The following is a 16210-nucleotide window of genomic DNA, read 5'->3' as shown; positions in this document are numbered from 1 at the left end:
GACCCCAACCTAAACGGCTATAAACCTCTCTTCCAACCACATACAATAGCATGTGGACATCCCTCGCCGGAGGGCGAGAGGCATGCGAAAAAACAGAAAATATGATGGGCTGCCTGCTGACATCTGAAAGGCCAGCTTTCGATTATAAGGCGCGCAACTCTTTTTTAGTAACCTTAGTACCCTCAGTCGCCCTCTTCGGAGACATCAATACGTCATCACCAGCCACCAAAATGAACATCACGCCCCCCCTTAGCACACAACCACCCAACACGTCAAGCAGAAATCGCCAAACCGGATAACTTTAAGCCAAAACCCAACTGGCATCGTCCCACCAGATAAATGCGGAAAATCGGATGGAAAGCCGATAGAATTTCTTTGCCATACAAAAAAAGCATCGCCACTTAGCGGCTCTAGAGAAAAGAAATGTCCTCACACTCTGAACGCGCAATTCTTTCATTTTGCGCAGCGTCATGTCTATTTTTGTGCGTCCCCTTGTACGCGGTTTACTTGTCACTCGACGATATAAACTTCAGCGTACGGGACTTTTTCCTTATTTCCTTGATTATCACCTTACTCGCAAGCAAAATTTTATATATTGCCTCGACGCTGTTTGCAAAAATAAAACTTCAGTGGCTTGCATATGGAGTTTTGTACTTAATCATTTTCTGGTCTTCCATTTCCGGATTGATTTTCCCCCTCGCAGCCCCTGCTGGCATGATCTCTCCAGAAGAATTACCTATAAATTTTGTCAACCTTGCATTGACAGGCACAGCCTCTATAGTTCTTACACTTCTGACTTATACAAAGCTCAAGCCCGCAACCCATATCTTCGTTTTGATACTCATGATCACCTCCTTGGGGTCGGCGGCCGCCTCGCTTTACGGGACAGGCTCGTCACCCGCCCGATTTTCCGAACTGTCAAAAACTGACAACGTTATTGTGCTCAGCTTCGACGGCCTGGCAGGCGTTGTAGCGAAGCAGGTTATTGAAGAAAATCCGGATTTGAAGTCTGCATTTCGTGACTTTCAGTTCTATGACAACGTAATCTCACTCGCCCCCGCGACCACAGCATCGTTACGCTCAGAGGTCTATGGGAATATAAATTTCAGGGTACTTTCACCTGAGTCAAAAGAGCTCCAAAAACAGCTGACAGGTAAAATCAATTCCATCGCCAGAGAGCAAAACCTTCCCTCTGATGTCATGACGTACGGCATGTACAGCACGTTCAATCCGGTGTTGTCGAATGTCATCGTACCGGGCACCATCATGACGAGCGATTTTGATGAGAAAGTCTCTCTAACACTGAGCTTTTACCCACACATCGCAGCGCGTGTAGCAACCCCCATCATCGCGGCAATTGTCAGCGACGAAGTCCACGCCCTACAACTTAACTATTTACGAGACAAGAAAGCCGAGAGAGCGGCCAACCACAAAGGTGCTGCATGGGACGCACTGAGCACATTGCAAAGTGATGAGCTCGTTACCCTCACTCAGAATCTGCACAGCACCAATAGCCCGCGCAACGTTCGATATATGCACTTTTTGCACACACACTTCCCCGTCGATCTTGATGAAAAATGCCAGTATCGAAGTGATGACGCCGAATGGTTCAACAGCAACCAAAACTACCAAGGCTTGATCAACGAAACACATTGCGCACTCCAACAAACAGCCGACTTTATTAATAAATTGCGAGCACTCGGCTTATATGACAAAACGCTTTTGGTGGTAAAAAGTGATCACGGGGCGACCGCAGACTATTTTGACGACGCACCAAGTGATAAAAAAATGGAGGGTACCCAATTCAACGGCAACGCGCTGTGGGGGTACAACAGATATCGCCCATTGCTGATGATCAAGCCCTACTCAGCTGCCAATGAGATGATTGAATATAACCACCAAGCCGCCAGCTTGAGCGACCTGGCCAGAACTTTGTGCGAGCAATCTCCTAAGCCTCAGACATGCCAAGAATACAAGGGGCTGAACCTATTAATCCCTTCAGAAGAAGATAGCGCTCCAGTCCTATATATGGATGTCGTCAAGGACGACTCTTCCACTTTCGATTTTGATACTCAAATGACAATAAACTTACCCAGGAGTATGAGTTTCGAACAAGCGCTCAAGGACACTGGAAAAGTATCTCTGGACAATCCAATCGCAACATTCAAACAGCGCAAATCCGACCTGGACGAAATCCACACCGCCCTGGAAAACTATCACAACGTTCACGGCGCCTATCCCCAGAGCTCAGGATTTGACGGAATTCATTCCGATTGGGGACGCTCGTCAGAGAACTGGATTTCAGGCTTGGTACCTGCTTTCACTGAGGCCCTTCCCCGAGATCCTGAAATGAGCACAACCGCATTGCCACAATATCTGTACTGGTCCAACGGCACCGACTATAAACTCATCGCTCATGGAACACCTCAGTCCTGCTCCTTCGCTTCGCAGCTGAATCCCGAGATGGTTGATCCGGTCCGCCAATGCTACGCATTTGGCTACTGGAGCAAAAACGCCGAAGCCCGATAACACAATGTTTATAGTGCGTCATGGATAGAACGAGAAGGTAGTCATGCAGTCAGCCGTAATTTTTCTCGGGGCAGGAAGGCCTTTCCAAGGCGACGAGCACGCTGCCTTGCGCAACGCCTCGGGCCACACACGCGTGATCGACTGGCTGCTCCACGCCACGACGTCACGTTCGTCGGATGTTCATTTTGTGGGTGGCTATAAGGTCGACTCGATCAAGGAGCGATACCCGGACTTCAACTATTGGATCAACACGGACTGGCAGGAAACTCAATCTGCCTATTCATTTCTGCAAGTTGACCTGACAGATAAAACCAAGAGCCTGGTTTCCTACTCCGACATCCTGTTTCGTCGCAGCCTGATTGATACCATGGTCGAGTCGCAGGCCGATATCAGTGTTGCAGTCGACAGCCATTGGCGCACCCGATACGCTGGTCGTACGCGTTCGGACCTGGATCGCAGCGAGAAAGTCTGTCTTTTCGGACACACAATCACAAGACTCGGACCTGACATCCCGTCCAGTACCGCCTCGGCGGAATTCGTCGGATGCGTGCATTTCGGCCCGCGAGCAGTCCAATACCTACAAGCGTCCAAAATTGACTTGCAGCAGCGCTTCCAAAAGGGCCACCTTTCTGACCTCGTCGAGGCGTTACGCTGCCAAGGCATGAACGTACAAGCGGTTGACGTTCAAGGCGACTGGGCCGAACTCAATGAGCCTCAGGATCTGGCGCATTTTGTATTGGGTACTAAAGCGCAGACGCTTCGCCGCCTGCGCAGAATGGTCAAACTGAGTCGAATTGAAGATCAGGTCAGTTTCACGGTAGCTCAATGGTGGAAAATCGCGGACTCACTGACAGGTACTATCCAACATGAGTTTCCGGATCGATATTTGGTTATCCGCAGCAGTGCGCTTTCCGAGGACGGATTTGTCAACTCCAATGCTGGCGCCTACACCAGCCTGTTAAATATCGATGGCCGTGACTCGATACGCCTGAAAGAGGCGATAGAACATGTTATTTCCTCTTACAGCGATGCAAACCCTGACAATCAGGTGCTGGTTCAACCCATGCTGGAACAGGTGCTCGCAAGCGGTGTCGTGTTTACTCGCAGCTTGAGCAGCGGCGCCCCCTACTACATTGTTAACTACGATGACACCAGCGGCAGTACCGAATCAATTACCAGTGGGTCGAGCCAGGATCACAAGACACTGCTGATGAGGCGTGATGCTGTCGCGCACAGCCCTAACATCCCAGAACATTTGCGAGGCCTGCTCCCTGCACTGCGGGAAATTGAATCCTTGCTGAGCTATGACTCTCTGGACATCGAGTTTGCGATCACCGCAGATGCTGGACTTCACATTCTGCAAGTCCGCCCAATAGCAGTCGACCATTCCAAATGGGACGGCAATGACCAAGATATCTTGAAGCGCTTGGATGATGCCCGCGAGCTTTTCAACCAGTTGCAGCAACCAGCACCGTTCGTCGTGGGGAAAAGGGGCCTGTTCGGGATCATGCCGGACTGGAATCCCGCTGAAATTATTGGTACCAAGCCAAACCTTCTGTCTGCCAGCCTTTACCAATATCTGATCATGGATGAGACATGGGCTACTCAGCGCGCCGAGTACGGATACCGTGATGTGCGCCCCCAACCACTATTGATCAGTTTCGCTGGCCACCCTTACGTTGATATCCGCGCGAGCTTTAACTCATTTGTTCCCAAGTGCCTTGATGATGCACTGGCCGGCCGCCTAGTTGACTTTTATCTGTCTTCGCTGAAGCGCCAACCCCATCTTCACGACAAGGTAGAGTTTGATGTTGTTCCGACCTGCTTTGCTCTGGACTTTGACCGTTGGCATCAACGCCTGACCACGCACGGAGGGTTTACTGACAGCGAGATCGAGCAACTCCGCGCCGCCCTGAGGGACATAAGCCAGAACGCACTTACGCGCAGTCACCAGGATCGTACCACTATAGATGCGCTTGAACGCCGCTTCGCTCATCTTGCCTCGCCCACCATCCCCCCCCTAGAGCAAGTCTGGACACTGTTGCACGACTGCCGTCGGTACGGCGCCCTGCCATTTGCGCATTTGGCGCGCAGTGCTTTTATCGCCGTTACGTTCCTGCGCTCCGCTGTAAGTACCCGTGTCTTGACCGAGGCCGAAATGGACGATTTCCTGGGCTCCATTCGGACCGTCAGCCACGAATTGACCCATGATGCCTTGAGCTGCTCCAAAGGCGAGATGCGTAATGAAGACTTTGTACAGAAGTACGGTCACCTGCGCCCGGGCACCTATGACATCAACTCACTGAGCTATCGGGAAGACCCCGAGCGCTACCTGACACCTATCGTCGAGAGTGCGGTATCGCAACCTTCGACGCCCAGGGTTGACGGCCAACTATGGCATCAGGCACGGCACCGATTGACTAACGCCCTGAACGAACAGGGCATTGTCTGTAGTAGCGAAGAGCTGGAGACTTTTTTAAGAGAAGCCATCGAAGGACGCGAATACGCCAAGTTTGCGTTCACACGCAATCTTTCGCTAGCGCTTGATACGCTTGTAAGCTGGGCAGAGCCGCTGGGAATTTCACGCGAAGAGCTAGCCTACATGGACATCCACACGCTCATGGGGTTGAGAAATACAACACTTCCCCCTGAACAGCTCAGTCAGTTCATACGCGCAAAAGCCGATAGAGGCAGGGCAGAACATGAGCAAATACAGGTGATAGAGCTACCGCCCTTGCTGTGCTCCGCTGAGGACTTCAACGTATTCCTGTATCCGGCGACACAACCCAACTTCGTTGGCGCGGGCATAGTAAGCGGCATTTGCGTGGATCTGAGCCAAGGCACAGATGAGCAAGACCTTACCGGCAAAATCGCGATGATTCCACAGGCAGACCCCGGTTATGATTGGGTATTTGGTCGACAGATTGCGGGGCTGATTACCATGTATGGTGGTGCAAACTCGCACATGGCCATCCGCGCGGCGGAGTTTGGCCTACCCGCCGCACTAGGGGTTGGCGAGACACAGTATCGCACCCTGGCCGCCGCACACAGCCTCGAACTGGATGCAGGCAATCGCATGATTCGGGTGATCCGGTAATGCGTGTTGCAATCACACAACGTGTTGAACGAATCCCTGGGTACGCCGAACAACGTGACTGTCTCGATCAGCGCTGGACGACCCTCATGGAAGAACTGGGTATCGATCTGGTGCCGGTGCCTAATGGGATGTCTTCGGTAGATGGATGGTTCGAGCGCCAAAATATTGCCGGCCTTGTATTAAGCGGCGGAAACGATCTCACACACCTTCCCGGCGCAGCAAACGCCTCACCGGAACGCGATAAGACCGAGACCACACTTTTATCCAAAGCCATGGCAATGAGCCTACCTGTATTGGCAGTTTGTCGTGGGATGCAGATGCTTAATCATTTTCTGGGCGGTAGCCTCACGCGCCTTTCCGGCCATGCTAACGGCGCTCACGCCATATTCGTGTCAGACCAGACCCCGTTAATGGGAGAGTATCGAGAGGTGAACAGCTTCCATACTTGGGGAATTCAACCAGAAGACCTGGCAGAGAACTTGCTTGCTCAAGCTTGGGCACATGATGGCTCCATCGAGGCATTTATTCACACTCAGCTCCCCTGGACAGCCATTATGTGGCATCCGGAGAGACCTTCCGCTAATCCGACTCGTGATGCGAAACTAATTCGCCAGCTCTTCTTCAGTAAGGACACACCATGCGTGTAATTATTCTGGCGGCAGGTCAAGGCACTAGATTACGCCCTTTTACCGATGATAGGCCCAAGTGCCTCGTCGAGTTGAACGGTCGCCCTCTGCTGCATCGCCAACTGGAGGTGTTAAGAGCTGCGGGCTTGACTGAAATTGCGCTCGTTGGCGGATATCGTGCTGACTGCCTCGAAGGTCAAGGCGTCGAAGTACTCCACAACCCCCACTTTGCCACTACGAATATGGTCTCCACCCTTTTTTGCGCGCAGGACTGGATGGTTGACGGGGAAGATCTGCTGATTGCCTACGGCGATATCGTCTATGAGCTGTCGGTGCTTGAAAGCCTGCTGGCGACCGACGCTCCGCTCGCCATTTCAGTGGATCGAGAGTGGCGCCGATATTGGGAGATCCGCATGGAAAACCCTCTATCTGATGCCGAAACCCTAAAGCTCAATAGTCATAACTGCATCACCGAGCTAGGCAAAAAACCGACGAGCTATAGTGACGTCCAAGGACAGTACATGGGCTTGATCAAAGTGAAGGGCAATTGCGTAAAAGCATTTAGAAATGCCTGGCACAACCTAGACCGCACGGTTCTGCGAGACGGCAAGGATTTCGACAACATGTATATGACAACGTTTCTGCAGCATCTCATTGATACAGGGTGGACTGCCCGGGCTGCATTCACGGAGAACGGTTGGCTGGAGGTCGATACCGTTGAAGACCTGAATCAATATCATGGCCTACATCTCAGCGGACGCCTTAGCACATTTATCCAGCTTAGGGACTGAGCATGTTCACTGCATTGGGCAAAATGTTTCGGGAGTGGCAAGGCTTACAAGCTTTCAAACGTGTTCCACGCGAAGAACGCACATTGGTGTTCTACTCCGAAGGACGCGGATACTGGACCTACTTCGAGTCTATTTATAACGCACTCCAAGCGAGTCATAGCACTCCGATTCTGTATGTAACGTCAGCCGAAAACGATCCACTCCTGGAAAACCCGCTGCCGGGAATGCGCGCGTTCTACATTGGCGAGGGCAGCATGCGAACACTGTTCTTTGCCACTTTGGACACAGATGTGCTGTTGATGACAATGCCGGATTTGCAGAGTTTTCATATCAAGCGATCGCCATTTTCGGTCCATTATGCATACTTGCATCACTCGATCGTCAGCACCCATATGATTTATCGGCCAGCCGCATTTGATCATTTTGATTCAATCCTATGCGTGGGTCCTCACCATATTGAAGAAACCAGAGCTAGGGAGAAGCTGCTCGATCTGCCCCGAAAAGTGCTTGTAAAGCACGGTTACGGACGCCTGGATATGATCCTAGAGAGCGGCCGCCAAGGCCCTCCCGAGCGTTACGGAGCACCCTTCCAGGTGCTGGTTGCGCCGACATGGGGCGAAAATGGCCTTATTGAGCGTCACGGACTGGATGCAATCAAGCCACTGATCGATGCAGGCTTGAAGGTTGTACTACGCCCCCATCCTCGCACCCGCAAACTGGCGCCGGCAAAACTTGATGAAATCGTCGCACATTATCAGCATGAACCGCGATTTCGCCTGGATGAGGATAGCGATGCCACCACCTCTCTGCTCGATTCGGATATCATGCTCAGCGACTGGTCCGGTGCGGCCTTGGAGTTTTCGTTGGGGCTGGAGCGCCCGGTCATATTTGTAGATGTTCCACGCAAAATACTGAACTCAGAGTACCCAGCAATCGGTATTGAACCGATTGAAGTGCAAGCACGCAGGCAACTAGGCATCGTGGTCCCAACGGATGAGTTGGCAGAACTGGGGGGCATCGCGTGCGCCATGGCTGCTGATTCAAAAAAATGGCAAGAAACGGCGAGCGATAGACGTCGAGGCTGGGTTTATAACGTAGGGCAAAGTGGCGAAACAGCCGCTGCTTATTTGGTTTCCTTAATTAAATAATGATGGGGTGTAGTTCATGAAAAGATCAAACTTCTCAATCGTCGCATTGCTATGTTTGGTGATCTTGCCAATCAATGCATTCGCCTACTTGGACCCAGGTACTGGCAGCGCGATGCTGCAAGGCATTCTGGGCGCATTGGCGGCGATCGCGATGGTCATGAAACTATACTGGCACCGATTACTGCGCATGCTCGGTTTGCGCAAAGACGTCATGAAAAAAGAAACTGACACCGAGAAAAAATAAGTTAATTGATATCCACAAGTCACCCGTCGCAATCATGAGCGCCGGGGGCTTGCGGGCACAAACTCGCCTGCGAACTAAAGCCTCCTCCCGCCCAACGCAGTCAAAAGTCACTCTTATGCCATCACTTATAAAAGTTATTCAACACTATTGGCTTTGCTGCTTTCTGGTATTGCTTACTCAAGTGGCGCAGGCAACAGACCAGCCGTCCCCCTCGCTTTCAAATACAAATATGCAGTTGGACTTCAACTTATTAACAGGTGCCGTCCAGCATTGGTTACTTCCACAGCTGCACGGTGCATCCAGTCACGCCCAAGACATGGCAGCCCCTAAGGGAGAGTTGTTCTTGCTGAGTGGAGAGCTTGATGGCCGGCCGTTGAGCGAATGGCAGCAACTCGCTGGCGGATGGAAGGTAGTGGAACAACAACCAGACGTCATAGTACTTGGCCTGGAGAGTTCTGATTTACCCTTCAGCATCAGGAAGACGTGGCGCCTGCTGGAAAACCAATGGCGTGTCGAGTTCGCGCTCGACCTTGACCTCAAGAGCCTGAAAAAAAACCCGGCCAATCACCTGACCCTCCAAGTCGGACCCGGCATAGGAGAAACTCCCGCCAAAGGCCTAGGAATGGGGCAGAGTATTTATTCGTTCACTGAATTGGTTTATCGCGACGCAGAGGGCACTGGAACACTTCGGTTAAACGATACCGACTTCCCAAACGGATACGTATCTAATAAAGCGAGCCATTGGAGCTGGGTAGGCCTTCAAAGCCGTTACCTAGCCCTGATTATGGCGCCCTCCAACGATCTCACGAAGCGCGCAACCTGGCATGCCAGCATTCCGCAAACGTCGGACGTAGAGGCGGAGCATGCCTCATTCCAAACCTCCGTGAGCATTCTTCTACCTATTGGGGAGCCGGGAAGCCAATCCGTGCAATCCTATCAATGGTCGGTATTTGGAGGCGGCAAAGCGTACTCGGCGCTTACCGCTCAAACACCCGATCTAGACGGATTACTGTTTTCCGGATTGTGGGATTGGATGCGATGGTTGAGCTTGGCCATCATGCATCTACTGCACTTCATTCAGCAAATAGTCGGCAGCTGGGGCATTGCGATTATCCTGCTGGCAGCACTCGTACGCTTAGCAGTTTTCCCAATTGCCAAGAACGCGATTCTGGCGCAGAAGAAGTTCGCGGCCATTCAGGAGCGCCTCCGGCCTGAACTGCAAGACATTCGCAAGAATTACAAAGGGGGGGAGCAAAGTGAAAGAATTCTTCAACTGTACGAACAGCATAACGTCAGCCCCTTGGCAGGATTGAAACCACTTTTGATCGTGCTGATCCAAGTGCCTGTATTTATTTCTCTTTACCATTTACTGGGGCAGACATTTGAGTTAAGAGACGCTTCTTTTCTATGGATGAAAACATTGGCTGAGCCCGATCAGTTATTTTCACTGGGCGTAGACCTGCCTCTATTTGGCTCTTATTTCAACTTACTACCCGTGCTGATGTCTCTTACGACGATACTGAGCATAAAGCTAAATCCAACAGTCTCTCCCGAAGGAACATCATCGCTGCGCCAAAGCCTCACTACCGGACTGATGGGACTGTTTTTTTTCCTGCTGTTTTACTCCTTCCCTTCTGGAATGGTGCTGTACTGGACGGTTGCCAATATCCTGCAAGTCGCCCATCAAAAAATAGCGAAGGTAGCCTGAGCCCATGATGATCGAGCACTTTATCAGCAACTATTTGCCTGCCACACCGACACCTTGCAAACACGACGTTTACTTTGACACTGCATCCGTATTGCGCACAGCGGCAGCGTCCGCCGAATGGACGGATGGCGTGCACCAAGCCATACAGTTCCTCTCAAAACGCGTTGAGATCTCCAAGCACCTCTACGAGAGCTACCACGAGAACGGTACCAAGGCGTCCACAAACCTTTTGGCGGGTGAATTGCAACCTTTGGCGCTGACACTACTGTTCAAAGACTTCAGGCGCTTAGCAGACAATAGAAGCACGGCGTGTGCGGTCAAGAGGCTCAATGCCGTACTGAAGCTTCTGGACCGTCTGGCGGCCGAGAACAAGGCAGTGGACCCATCCCTAGCAAACCTGATCAATAACGAGGCTGAGCGGTTTCTGACAAGATTTCCGCACTGCGATACACCGCCCTCGAAAACGTTCGCGAATACCCAGGTGCCAATTAATGGTAGAACGCTCCCGATCACTGTCTTATTTTGGGAAGGCCCCATCGCTCGTGCATATCTGGCAACCCTAAAGGGTATGGGTTTGAAACCTGAAAAAATCATTCACCTAGTATCAAAGAATGATTTAGTCTCCCGAAAACCGATCGGGCGTTTTCTGCCAGGCAGCTTGAAGTTGGCTTATGCCCAGTCGAGGCAAAAAAACAGCATCCACTACTGGTCAACAACTCTGCGCAAAACAGAAAGCACTCTTTATAACTCGATCAGAAATACCGTTTCAGACAAACTGGGTTTCGCGGACAAGGACATAGATGAGGCACTAGCACTGTGCGATTTGAGTGATTATTCGCCCGACGTAGAAACGCTGATGATAGAAAACCTGGAAGACAGCGCGCTCTACGAACGACTACTGGCGCTTTCGCAAACACAGCTGTTATTCACCGGTGGCGGAATCGTACCGAAACGGTTGCTGGAAATCACCACACTCAAATTCATTCATATACACCCGGGTCACTTGCCGGAAGTACGCGGTGCTGACTGTGTCCTGTGGTCATACCTGATGAAAGGACGCACCTCCGCGACATGCTTCTACATGGCGCCGGGAATCGATGATGGCGACGTTATCCTAGCGAACTATTTGCCTTCACTGAGCCCAAACCTAAAAGTAACCGGCATAGACGTTAGGACGCTTTACAGGGCTACCTACGCATTTCTCGACCCATGGGTCCGGTCCTATGTACTCCGGCGAGCACTGATGGAAACTGCTGGCTTTACGCAGGTTGTAGCCTATCCACAAGTCGAAGACGCAAGCGTGACGTATCACTTTATGCATGATCAGATTAAGCGAACTGCACTTAACCAACTGTTCGCCGAGGCCTAGCCTATATTGACAGGGGAGGGCCCGACAAACCTAAACCCTGAGTTACTTCTGTATGGGCTGTATCGCGTGCTGTTGAGCAGGCAGCTCATCGATACATACATTCGCATTCAGGCGTGGAACCGGGGAGCCAGGACTCCCCTCTTTTGCTTTGTCGCGACTTGCAGCAATGGCATACCGTAATAGCGCGATGCACAATGCGAGCACGGCCCCACCCAACAAGCCAAGCAGCACGACAAGCAGACGATTTGGGCTAGCCGCCACCAACGGCTCAAGGGCCTGCTGGTCGACAGTCACTAACTTCAGGCCTGCCATATCAATATTCAGGCTACTCAAACGGGCCATTTCCGCGCGCAATGGTTGAACGCCCGCGAGAAAGATATCCTCATTTTCACGTGCGCTCAGCACTTCCACCTCGCGATTAGACACCAGTAGCTGAAGCTCCTTGGCTATCTGAGCGACACGAGGGTCAGTGAAGTCATCGGATTTTCGTTGCTTCAGTGCTACCAGCTCAGCGTTAAGTGCTTCTACCCCCATGAAAAACAGGGGTACTTGTTGATTATTGACTTCGGTGCGCATCACGCTGCTAGCGCCGGCATTACCGGATTCACCGAGTGAAAATGGGGTGGTCGGCCTTTGGATACCTAAAGACTTGGCAATCCCAATCGCTTCATTCAGCAGAGCAATACGATCATTGCGCAGCGACTTCAACTGCGAACGAAGCGCTTTTAGCTCATCCTGCAACTGTGCGCGCTTCAGCAAATCGTTTTCCCATAAAGAAGCGATTTTAGCCTCTTTTTCTACCTCATAATTCGAGCGAGCCGAGTCAAACCTACCTTTCAGTTCATTGATTCGGTTTTTGACGATTACGTCCAGGTCAGCAGAGATCTGCTCACGCTCAATGCCGATAGCATAGTCAACAAAGCCGTTAAGGATAGCGACGCCGTCGATGCCTTTCGGATAGGACATTTCAAGCTTGACGAAGGTAGTGAGCGAATTTTTCCTATCCGTATCCGGAAGAATCAAATGAATCGAATTACGGTTGAACGCCTCAAAGCTTTGCTCTAGGGTTTGGCCGGGACGCACAAACGGTTCAAACAGCTTTTGATTGGCTCTGAAGAAAGCAAGACGAGTTTCATAAGACTCGAGCGCTGCACCAACTTTAAGAAGAGCGTCAACCGGGGGAAGTTGGTAAACCTCAGACCGGTTCAAAGCATCCAAATCGTTAATAGCTGCAGGACGCAATACTGCACTGATTTTATACGTGGGTGTTGCCAAAAATGCATAGCATACTGCGATCAGCCCGCACCCCAAGGTGATAAAAAGCAAAAGCTTTTTTTGACGCGAGAGAAATTTAGAAAGCGCAACGAAATCTATTTCGTCGGAGGACCGTACAGGGGGGGCGCGAAAGCTACTACTCACAACAAAAACCTGCCTTCAAAGAGAAACTGCGGGCTCGTTATGCAGATCAGATTGTGTTTTTTCTAATTGGATGACCGCTAAAATCCAGCGTCGCTGCCAAATTTTTAGCGCACAAAATGCCCGTTATCGAGAACAGATTTCATTTTGCCATCTCTCTGACATATTACAAGTCTTGACAGATCTGTAGGGCAATTCTCAAGCGATAGAGGCCAACTCTTATAACAGTCGTCCGAAAGCGCAGAAAAGGGAAGGGAATTTCGAATGAGCCAGTTAACATTGAATGATTCGGCTAGGACGACTGCCTGTTAGAACCGCTTCGCAGCAACGCTGCACAGAGAATACATAAATGCCGAAAAAAATATCTGACAGACGGCATCATGGATCTCACATAGCCTCTCGATAGATCACGCTACTGCAGACCCTAGGTGCGCGCTGCGGGAGTGGGCTTACGACGTGGCTTAGGCATCCACATACTCAACAGCGGGCCTATCAACATGCCGATAATCAACGCCACGACCACAAACACCGATACTGGCATCTCACCCGTGATGAAGCCAAAGAATGACAAAGACACACCCTGCCGGTTTTCCAATACAAACGCGAGAACCACCAACGCAACCACCAGAGTCATCAGCAACACAACAACTCGCTTAACCCCACGCATAACCTTCTCCTACCCCAAAAACACTCAGACGCCTTCTTCCTCTTCTTCGTTCACCCGGTCGCGCAATTCCTTGCCCGGCTTGAAGTGAGGTACGAATTTGCCGTCAAGGCTGACGGACTGGCCGGTCTTTGGATTACGACCTACACGGGGTGCACGATAGTGCAAGGAGAAGCTGCCAAACCCACGGATCTCAATCCGATCCCCGGTCGCCAGGCACTGGGACATTTGCTCGAGCATGGTCTTGATAGCCAGCTCAACATCCTTGGATGAGAGCAGCCCTTGATGGGTGACAATTCGTTCGATCAACTCCGACTTCGTCATATTTTTCCCTTCTTTTTCAAGCAGCTAGGAAAAGCGCTTCGAAGGTTTTAGCATGACTTGATGAATTTGAACAGCCCGCCAGACAACTTATCTGCAGGTTAGATGGCAACTTGCTATAGGCGTATTCCATCATCAATTACAGATCACCAGCATGGTTCGCGTTACTGCGCCGGCGGGGTTCCAGCCGAACAGGTAGTCGCCCTCTTCGTCCGTGGCATCACTGGACCTGGTGATGACCTTATAGCCCTGCATTTTGCACTCTCGGGCCGCGCGCTTCTCGCACTTCTCCCATTTGTTACCCAAGCCCGAACAATCGATCTCGATGCCGCTGACGCCGCGTTTGGCGTGGGTCTTGGCGCTGGTGGTGGAGCAGCCTGCGAGCATGACCACTGCGAGTATTACGATAAGCCTGTTCATTCCATTCCTTATTGAAGCGACAACACAAGAACCGCTTTTTTTCTTAAGACTATAGTCAGTTCTGACACTGAGCTATACGCCTTGGTTCTTGGTGTTGATTCAACGAATTTCAGGCACAAAAAAGGGCGACCGAAGTCGCCCTTTTTCTATGGTCTGACAGAACTTAGTTCTGTTTTTCCATTTGTGCACGCAACAGGTCGCCCAGAGTGGTAGGACCAGCAGCGATGCTATCCGAAGGCTTGTCTTTCAAGCTTTGGATGGCTTCTTTCTCTTCAGCATCGTCTTTCGACTTGATGGAGAGCTGGATTACACGGCTCTTGCGGTCAACGCTGATGATCTTGGCTTCTACTTCCTGGCCTTCTTTCAGAACGTTACGCGCGTCTTCAACGCGGTCACGGCTGATTTCGGAGGCTTTCAGAGTCGCTTCGATATCGTCGGCCAGAGTGATGATGGCGCCTTTAGCGTCAACTTCTTTCACAGTGCCCTTAACGATTGCGCCTTTGTCGTTGTCCTGAACGTATTCAGAGAACGGGTCGCTTTCCAGTTGCTTGATACCCAGGGAGATACGCTCGCGCTCTGGGTCAACCGACAGGATAACGGTGTCCAGCTCGTCGCCCTTCTTGAAACGACGAACAGCTTCTTCGCCCACTTCGTTCCAGGAGATGTCGGACAGGTGAACCAGGCCGTCGATGCCGCCGTCCAGACCAATGAAGATACCGAAATCGGTGATCGACTTGATGGTGCCGGAGATTTTATCGCCCTTGTTGAACTGGCCAGAGAAATCTTCCCATGGGTTAGATTTGCACTGCTTGATGCCCAGGGAGATACGACGACGCTCTTCGTCGATGTCCAGAACCATAACTTCCACTTCGTCGCCGACTTGTACGACTTTCGAAGGGTGGATGTTTTTGTTGGTCCAGTCCATTTCGGAAACGTGTACCAGGCCTTCCACGCCTTCTTCCAGCTCAGCGAAGCAGCCGTAGTCGGTCAGGTTGGTAACACGCGCGGTAACGCGAGTGCTTTCTGGGTAACGGGCTTTGATAGCAACCCATGGATCTTCACCCAGTTGCTTCAGGCCCAGGGAAACACGGTTGCGCTCGCGATCGTATTTCAGAACCTTGACATCGATCTCGTCGCCAACGTTGACGATTTCGGAAGGATGCTTGATACGCTTCCAAGCCATGTCGGTAATGTGCAGCAGGCCATCCACGCCACCCAGGTCGACGAATGCGCCGTAGTCGGTGAGGTTTTTGACGATACCTTTGACTTGTTGGCCTTCCTGCAGGGATTCCAGCAGAGCTTCACGCTCGGCGGAGTTCTCTGCTTCCAGGACGCTGCGACGGGAAACGACAACGTTGTTGCGCTTCTGGTCGAGCTTGATGACCTTGAATTCGAGTTCTTTGCCTTCCAGGTGCGTGGTGTCGCGCACTGGACGAACGTCGACCAAAGAACCTGGCAGGAACGCACGGATGCCGTTAACGTCGACAGTGAAGCCGCCTTTAACCTTACCGTTGATAACGCCCTTGACCACTTCTTCAGCTGCGAAGGCTGCTTCGAGAACAATCCAGCATTCAGCGCGCTTGGCTTTTTCACGGGACAGCTTGGTTTCACCGAAACCGTCTTCAACCGAGTCCAGAGCAACGTGAACTTCGTCACCGACATTGATTGTCAGATCACCAGCATCGTTGTAGAACTGTTCCAGCGGGATCAGAGCTTCAGACTTCAGACCAGCGTGAACGGTTACCCAGCGAGCTTGGTAATCGATATCAACGATAACACCGGTGATGATGGAGCCTGCCTGAAGGTTCAGGGTTTTTAGGCTTTCTTCAAAGAGTTCCGCAAAGCTTTCGCTCATTTTAATTCCTGTTGATAAGGGC

13 protein-coding genes are annotated in these 16210 nt (G+C 51.4%); 8 read left to right on the top strand and 5 right to left on the bottom strand.

Annotation, left to right across the window (positions count from 1 at the left end):
• Window positions 1-507: 507 nt before the first annotated feature.
• From KUA23_RS08625 to KUA23_RS08590, 8 genes are all read left to right on the top strand, one after another.
• On the top strand, window positions 508-2529 hold the full coding sequence (locus KUA23_RS08625) for a sulfatase-like hydrolase/transferase (protein ID WP_346356390.1): 2022 nt from the start codon (window positions 508-510) through the stop codon (window positions 2527-2529).
• 43 nt (window positions 2530-2572) lie between these two features.
• Entirely contained in the window at window positions 2573-5626 is a 3054-nt protein-coding gene (locus KUA23_RS08620; protein ID WP_346356389.1) for a PEP/pyruvate-binding domain-containing protein, read from the top strand.
• The gene (locus KUA23_RS08615) at window positions 5626-6273 is read left to right on the top strand and encodes a gamma-glutamyl-gamma-aminobutyrate hydrolase family protein (protein ID WP_256997322.1); all 648 of its coding nucleotides are present in this window, start codon (window positions 5626-5628) and stop codon (window positions 6271-6273) included. Before KUA23_RS08620 ends, KUA23_RS08615 begins: the two co-directional genes overlap by 1 nt.
• The gene (locus KUA23_RS08610) at window positions 6264-7043 is read left to right on the top strand and encodes a phosphocholine cytidylyltransferase family protein (protein ID WP_078047501.1); all 780 of its coding nucleotides are present in this window, start codon (window positions 6264-6266) and stop codon (window positions 7041-7043) included. The genes KUA23_RS08615 and KUA23_RS08610 overlap by 10 nt, the downstream gene beginning before the upstream one ends.
• 2 nt (window positions 7044-7045) lie before the next feature.
• Window positions 7046-8191: a CDP-glycerol glycerophosphotransferase family protein gene (locus tag KUA23_RS08605; protein ID WP_346356388.1), complete on the top strand. Its 1146-nt coding sequence runs from the start codon at window positions 7046-7048 to the stop codon at window positions 8189-8191.
• 16 nt (window positions 8192-8207) lie between these two features.
• On the top strand, window positions 8208-8435 hold the full coding sequence (locus KUA23_RS08600) for a hypothetical protein (RefSeq protein WP_149873213.1): 228 nt from the start codon (window positions 8208-8210) through the stop codon (window positions 8433-8435).
• A 115-nt stretch (window positions 8436-8550) separates the two neighbouring features.
• Window positions 8551-10143 carry a YidC/Oxa1 family membrane protein insertase gene (locus KUA23_RS08595; RefSeq protein WP_252993757.1) on the top strand — a complete coding sequence of 531 codons (1593 nt, stop codon included), beginning with the start codon at window positions 8551-8553 and terminating at the stop codon, window positions 10141-10143.
• Between the two features lie 4 nt (window positions 10144-10147).
• On the top strand, window positions 10148-11512 hold the full coding sequence (locus KUA23_RS08590) for a formyl transferase (protein WP_252993756.1): 1365 nt from the start codon (window positions 10148-10150) through the stop codon (window positions 11510-11512).
• A 42-nt stretch (window positions 11513-11554) separates the two neighbouring features.
• Here the strand turns inward: KUA23_RS08590 and KUA23_RS08585 are convergent, their stop codons facing one another.
• From KUA23_RS08585 to rpsA, 5 genes are all read right to left on the bottom strand, one after another.
• A complete protein-coding gene (locus KUA23_RS08585) occupies window positions 11555-12931 on the bottom strand; it encodes a Wzz/FepE/Etk N-terminal domain-containing protein (RefSeq protein WP_346356387.1) in 1377 nt (458 codons plus the stop codon).
• A gap of 421 nt (window positions 12932-13352) precedes the next feature.
• Window positions 13353-13595, bottom strand: a complete 243-nt coding sequence (locus KUA23_RS08580) for a LapA family protein (protein ID WP_078047495.1) — start codon at window positions 13593-13595, stop codon at window positions 13353-13355.
• Between the two features lie 24 nt (window positions 13596-13619).
• Window positions 13620-13916 (bottom strand): integration host factor subunit beta, encoded by a 297-nt coding sequence (gene ihfB, locus KUA23_RS08575; protein WP_003189779.1) that lies wholly within the window; start codon window positions 13914-13916, stop codon window positions 13620-13622.
• A 132-nt stretch (window positions 13917-14048) separates the two neighbouring features.
• Complete coding sequence (locus KUA23_RS08570) at window positions 14049-14333, bottom strand: hypothetical protein (RefSeq protein WP_252993755.1); 285 nt, start codon at window positions 14331-14333, stop codon at window positions 14049-14051.
• A gap of 163 nt (window positions 14334-14496) precedes the next feature.
• On the bottom strand, window positions 14497-16188 hold the full coding sequence (gene rpsA / locus KUA23_RS08565) for a 30S ribosomal protein S1 (RefSeq protein WP_025856938.1): 1692 nt from the start codon (window positions 16186-16188) through the stop codon (window positions 14497-14499).
• Between the last annotated feature and the right edge of the window lie 22 nt (window positions 16189-16210).

This window comes from Pseudomonas pergaminensis (assembly GCF_024112395.2).
Taxonomy (GTDB): Bacteria; Pseudomonadota; Gammaproteobacteria; order Pseudomonadales; family Pseudomonadaceae; genus Aquipseudomonas; species Aquipseudomonas pergaminensis.
Note: the sequence above shows the minus strand (reverse complement) of the source record. Positions and strands in the feature narration are given on the sequence as shown.

Bases quoted from the DNA above. Each gene is read 5' to 3' on its own strand.
- KUA23_RS08620 (WP_346356389.1), top strand. From the start codon at position 2,573: ATGCAGTCAGCCGTAATTTTTCTCGGGGCAGGAAGGCCTTTCCAAGGC.
- KUA23_RS08615 (WP_256997322.1), top strand. From the start codon at position 5,626: ATGCGTGTTGCAATCACACAACGTGTTGAACGAATCCCTGGGTACGCC.
- KUA23_RS08610 (WP_078047501.1), top strand. From the start codon at position 6,264: ATGCGTGTAATTATTCTGGCGGCAGGTCAAGGCACTAGATTACGCCCT.
- KUA23_RS08605 (WP_346356388.1), top strand. From the start codon at position 7,046: ATGTTCACTGCATTGGGCAAAATGTTTCGGGAGTGGCAAGGCTTACAA.
- KUA23_RS08600 (WP_149873213.1), top strand. From the start codon at position 8,208: ATGAAAAGATCAAACTTCTCAATCGTCGCATTGCTATGTTTGGTGATC.
- KUA23_RS08595 (WP_252993757.1), top strand. From the start codon at position 8,551: ATGCCATCACTTATAAAAGTTATTCAACACTATTGGCTTTGCTGCTTT.
- KUA23_RS08590 (WP_252993756.1), top strand. From the start codon at position 10,148: ATGATGATCGAGCACTTTATCAGCAACTATTTGCCTGCCACACCGACA.
- KUA23_RS08580 (WP_078047495.1), bottom strand. From the start codon at position 13,595: ATGCGTGGGGTTAAGCGAGTTGTTGTGTTGCTGATGACTCTGGTGGTT.
- ihfB (WP_003189779.1), bottom strand. From the start codon at position 13,916: ATGACGAAGTCGGAGTTGATCGAACGAATTGTCACCCATCAAGGGCTG.
- KUA23_RS08570 (WP_252993755.1), bottom strand. From the start codon at position 14,333: ATGAACAGGCTTATCGTAATACTCGCAGTGGTCATGCTCGCAGGCTGC.
- rpsA (WP_025856938.1), bottom strand. From the start codon at position 16,188: ATGAGCGAAAGCTTTGCGGAACTCTTTGAAGAAAGCCTAAAAACCCTG.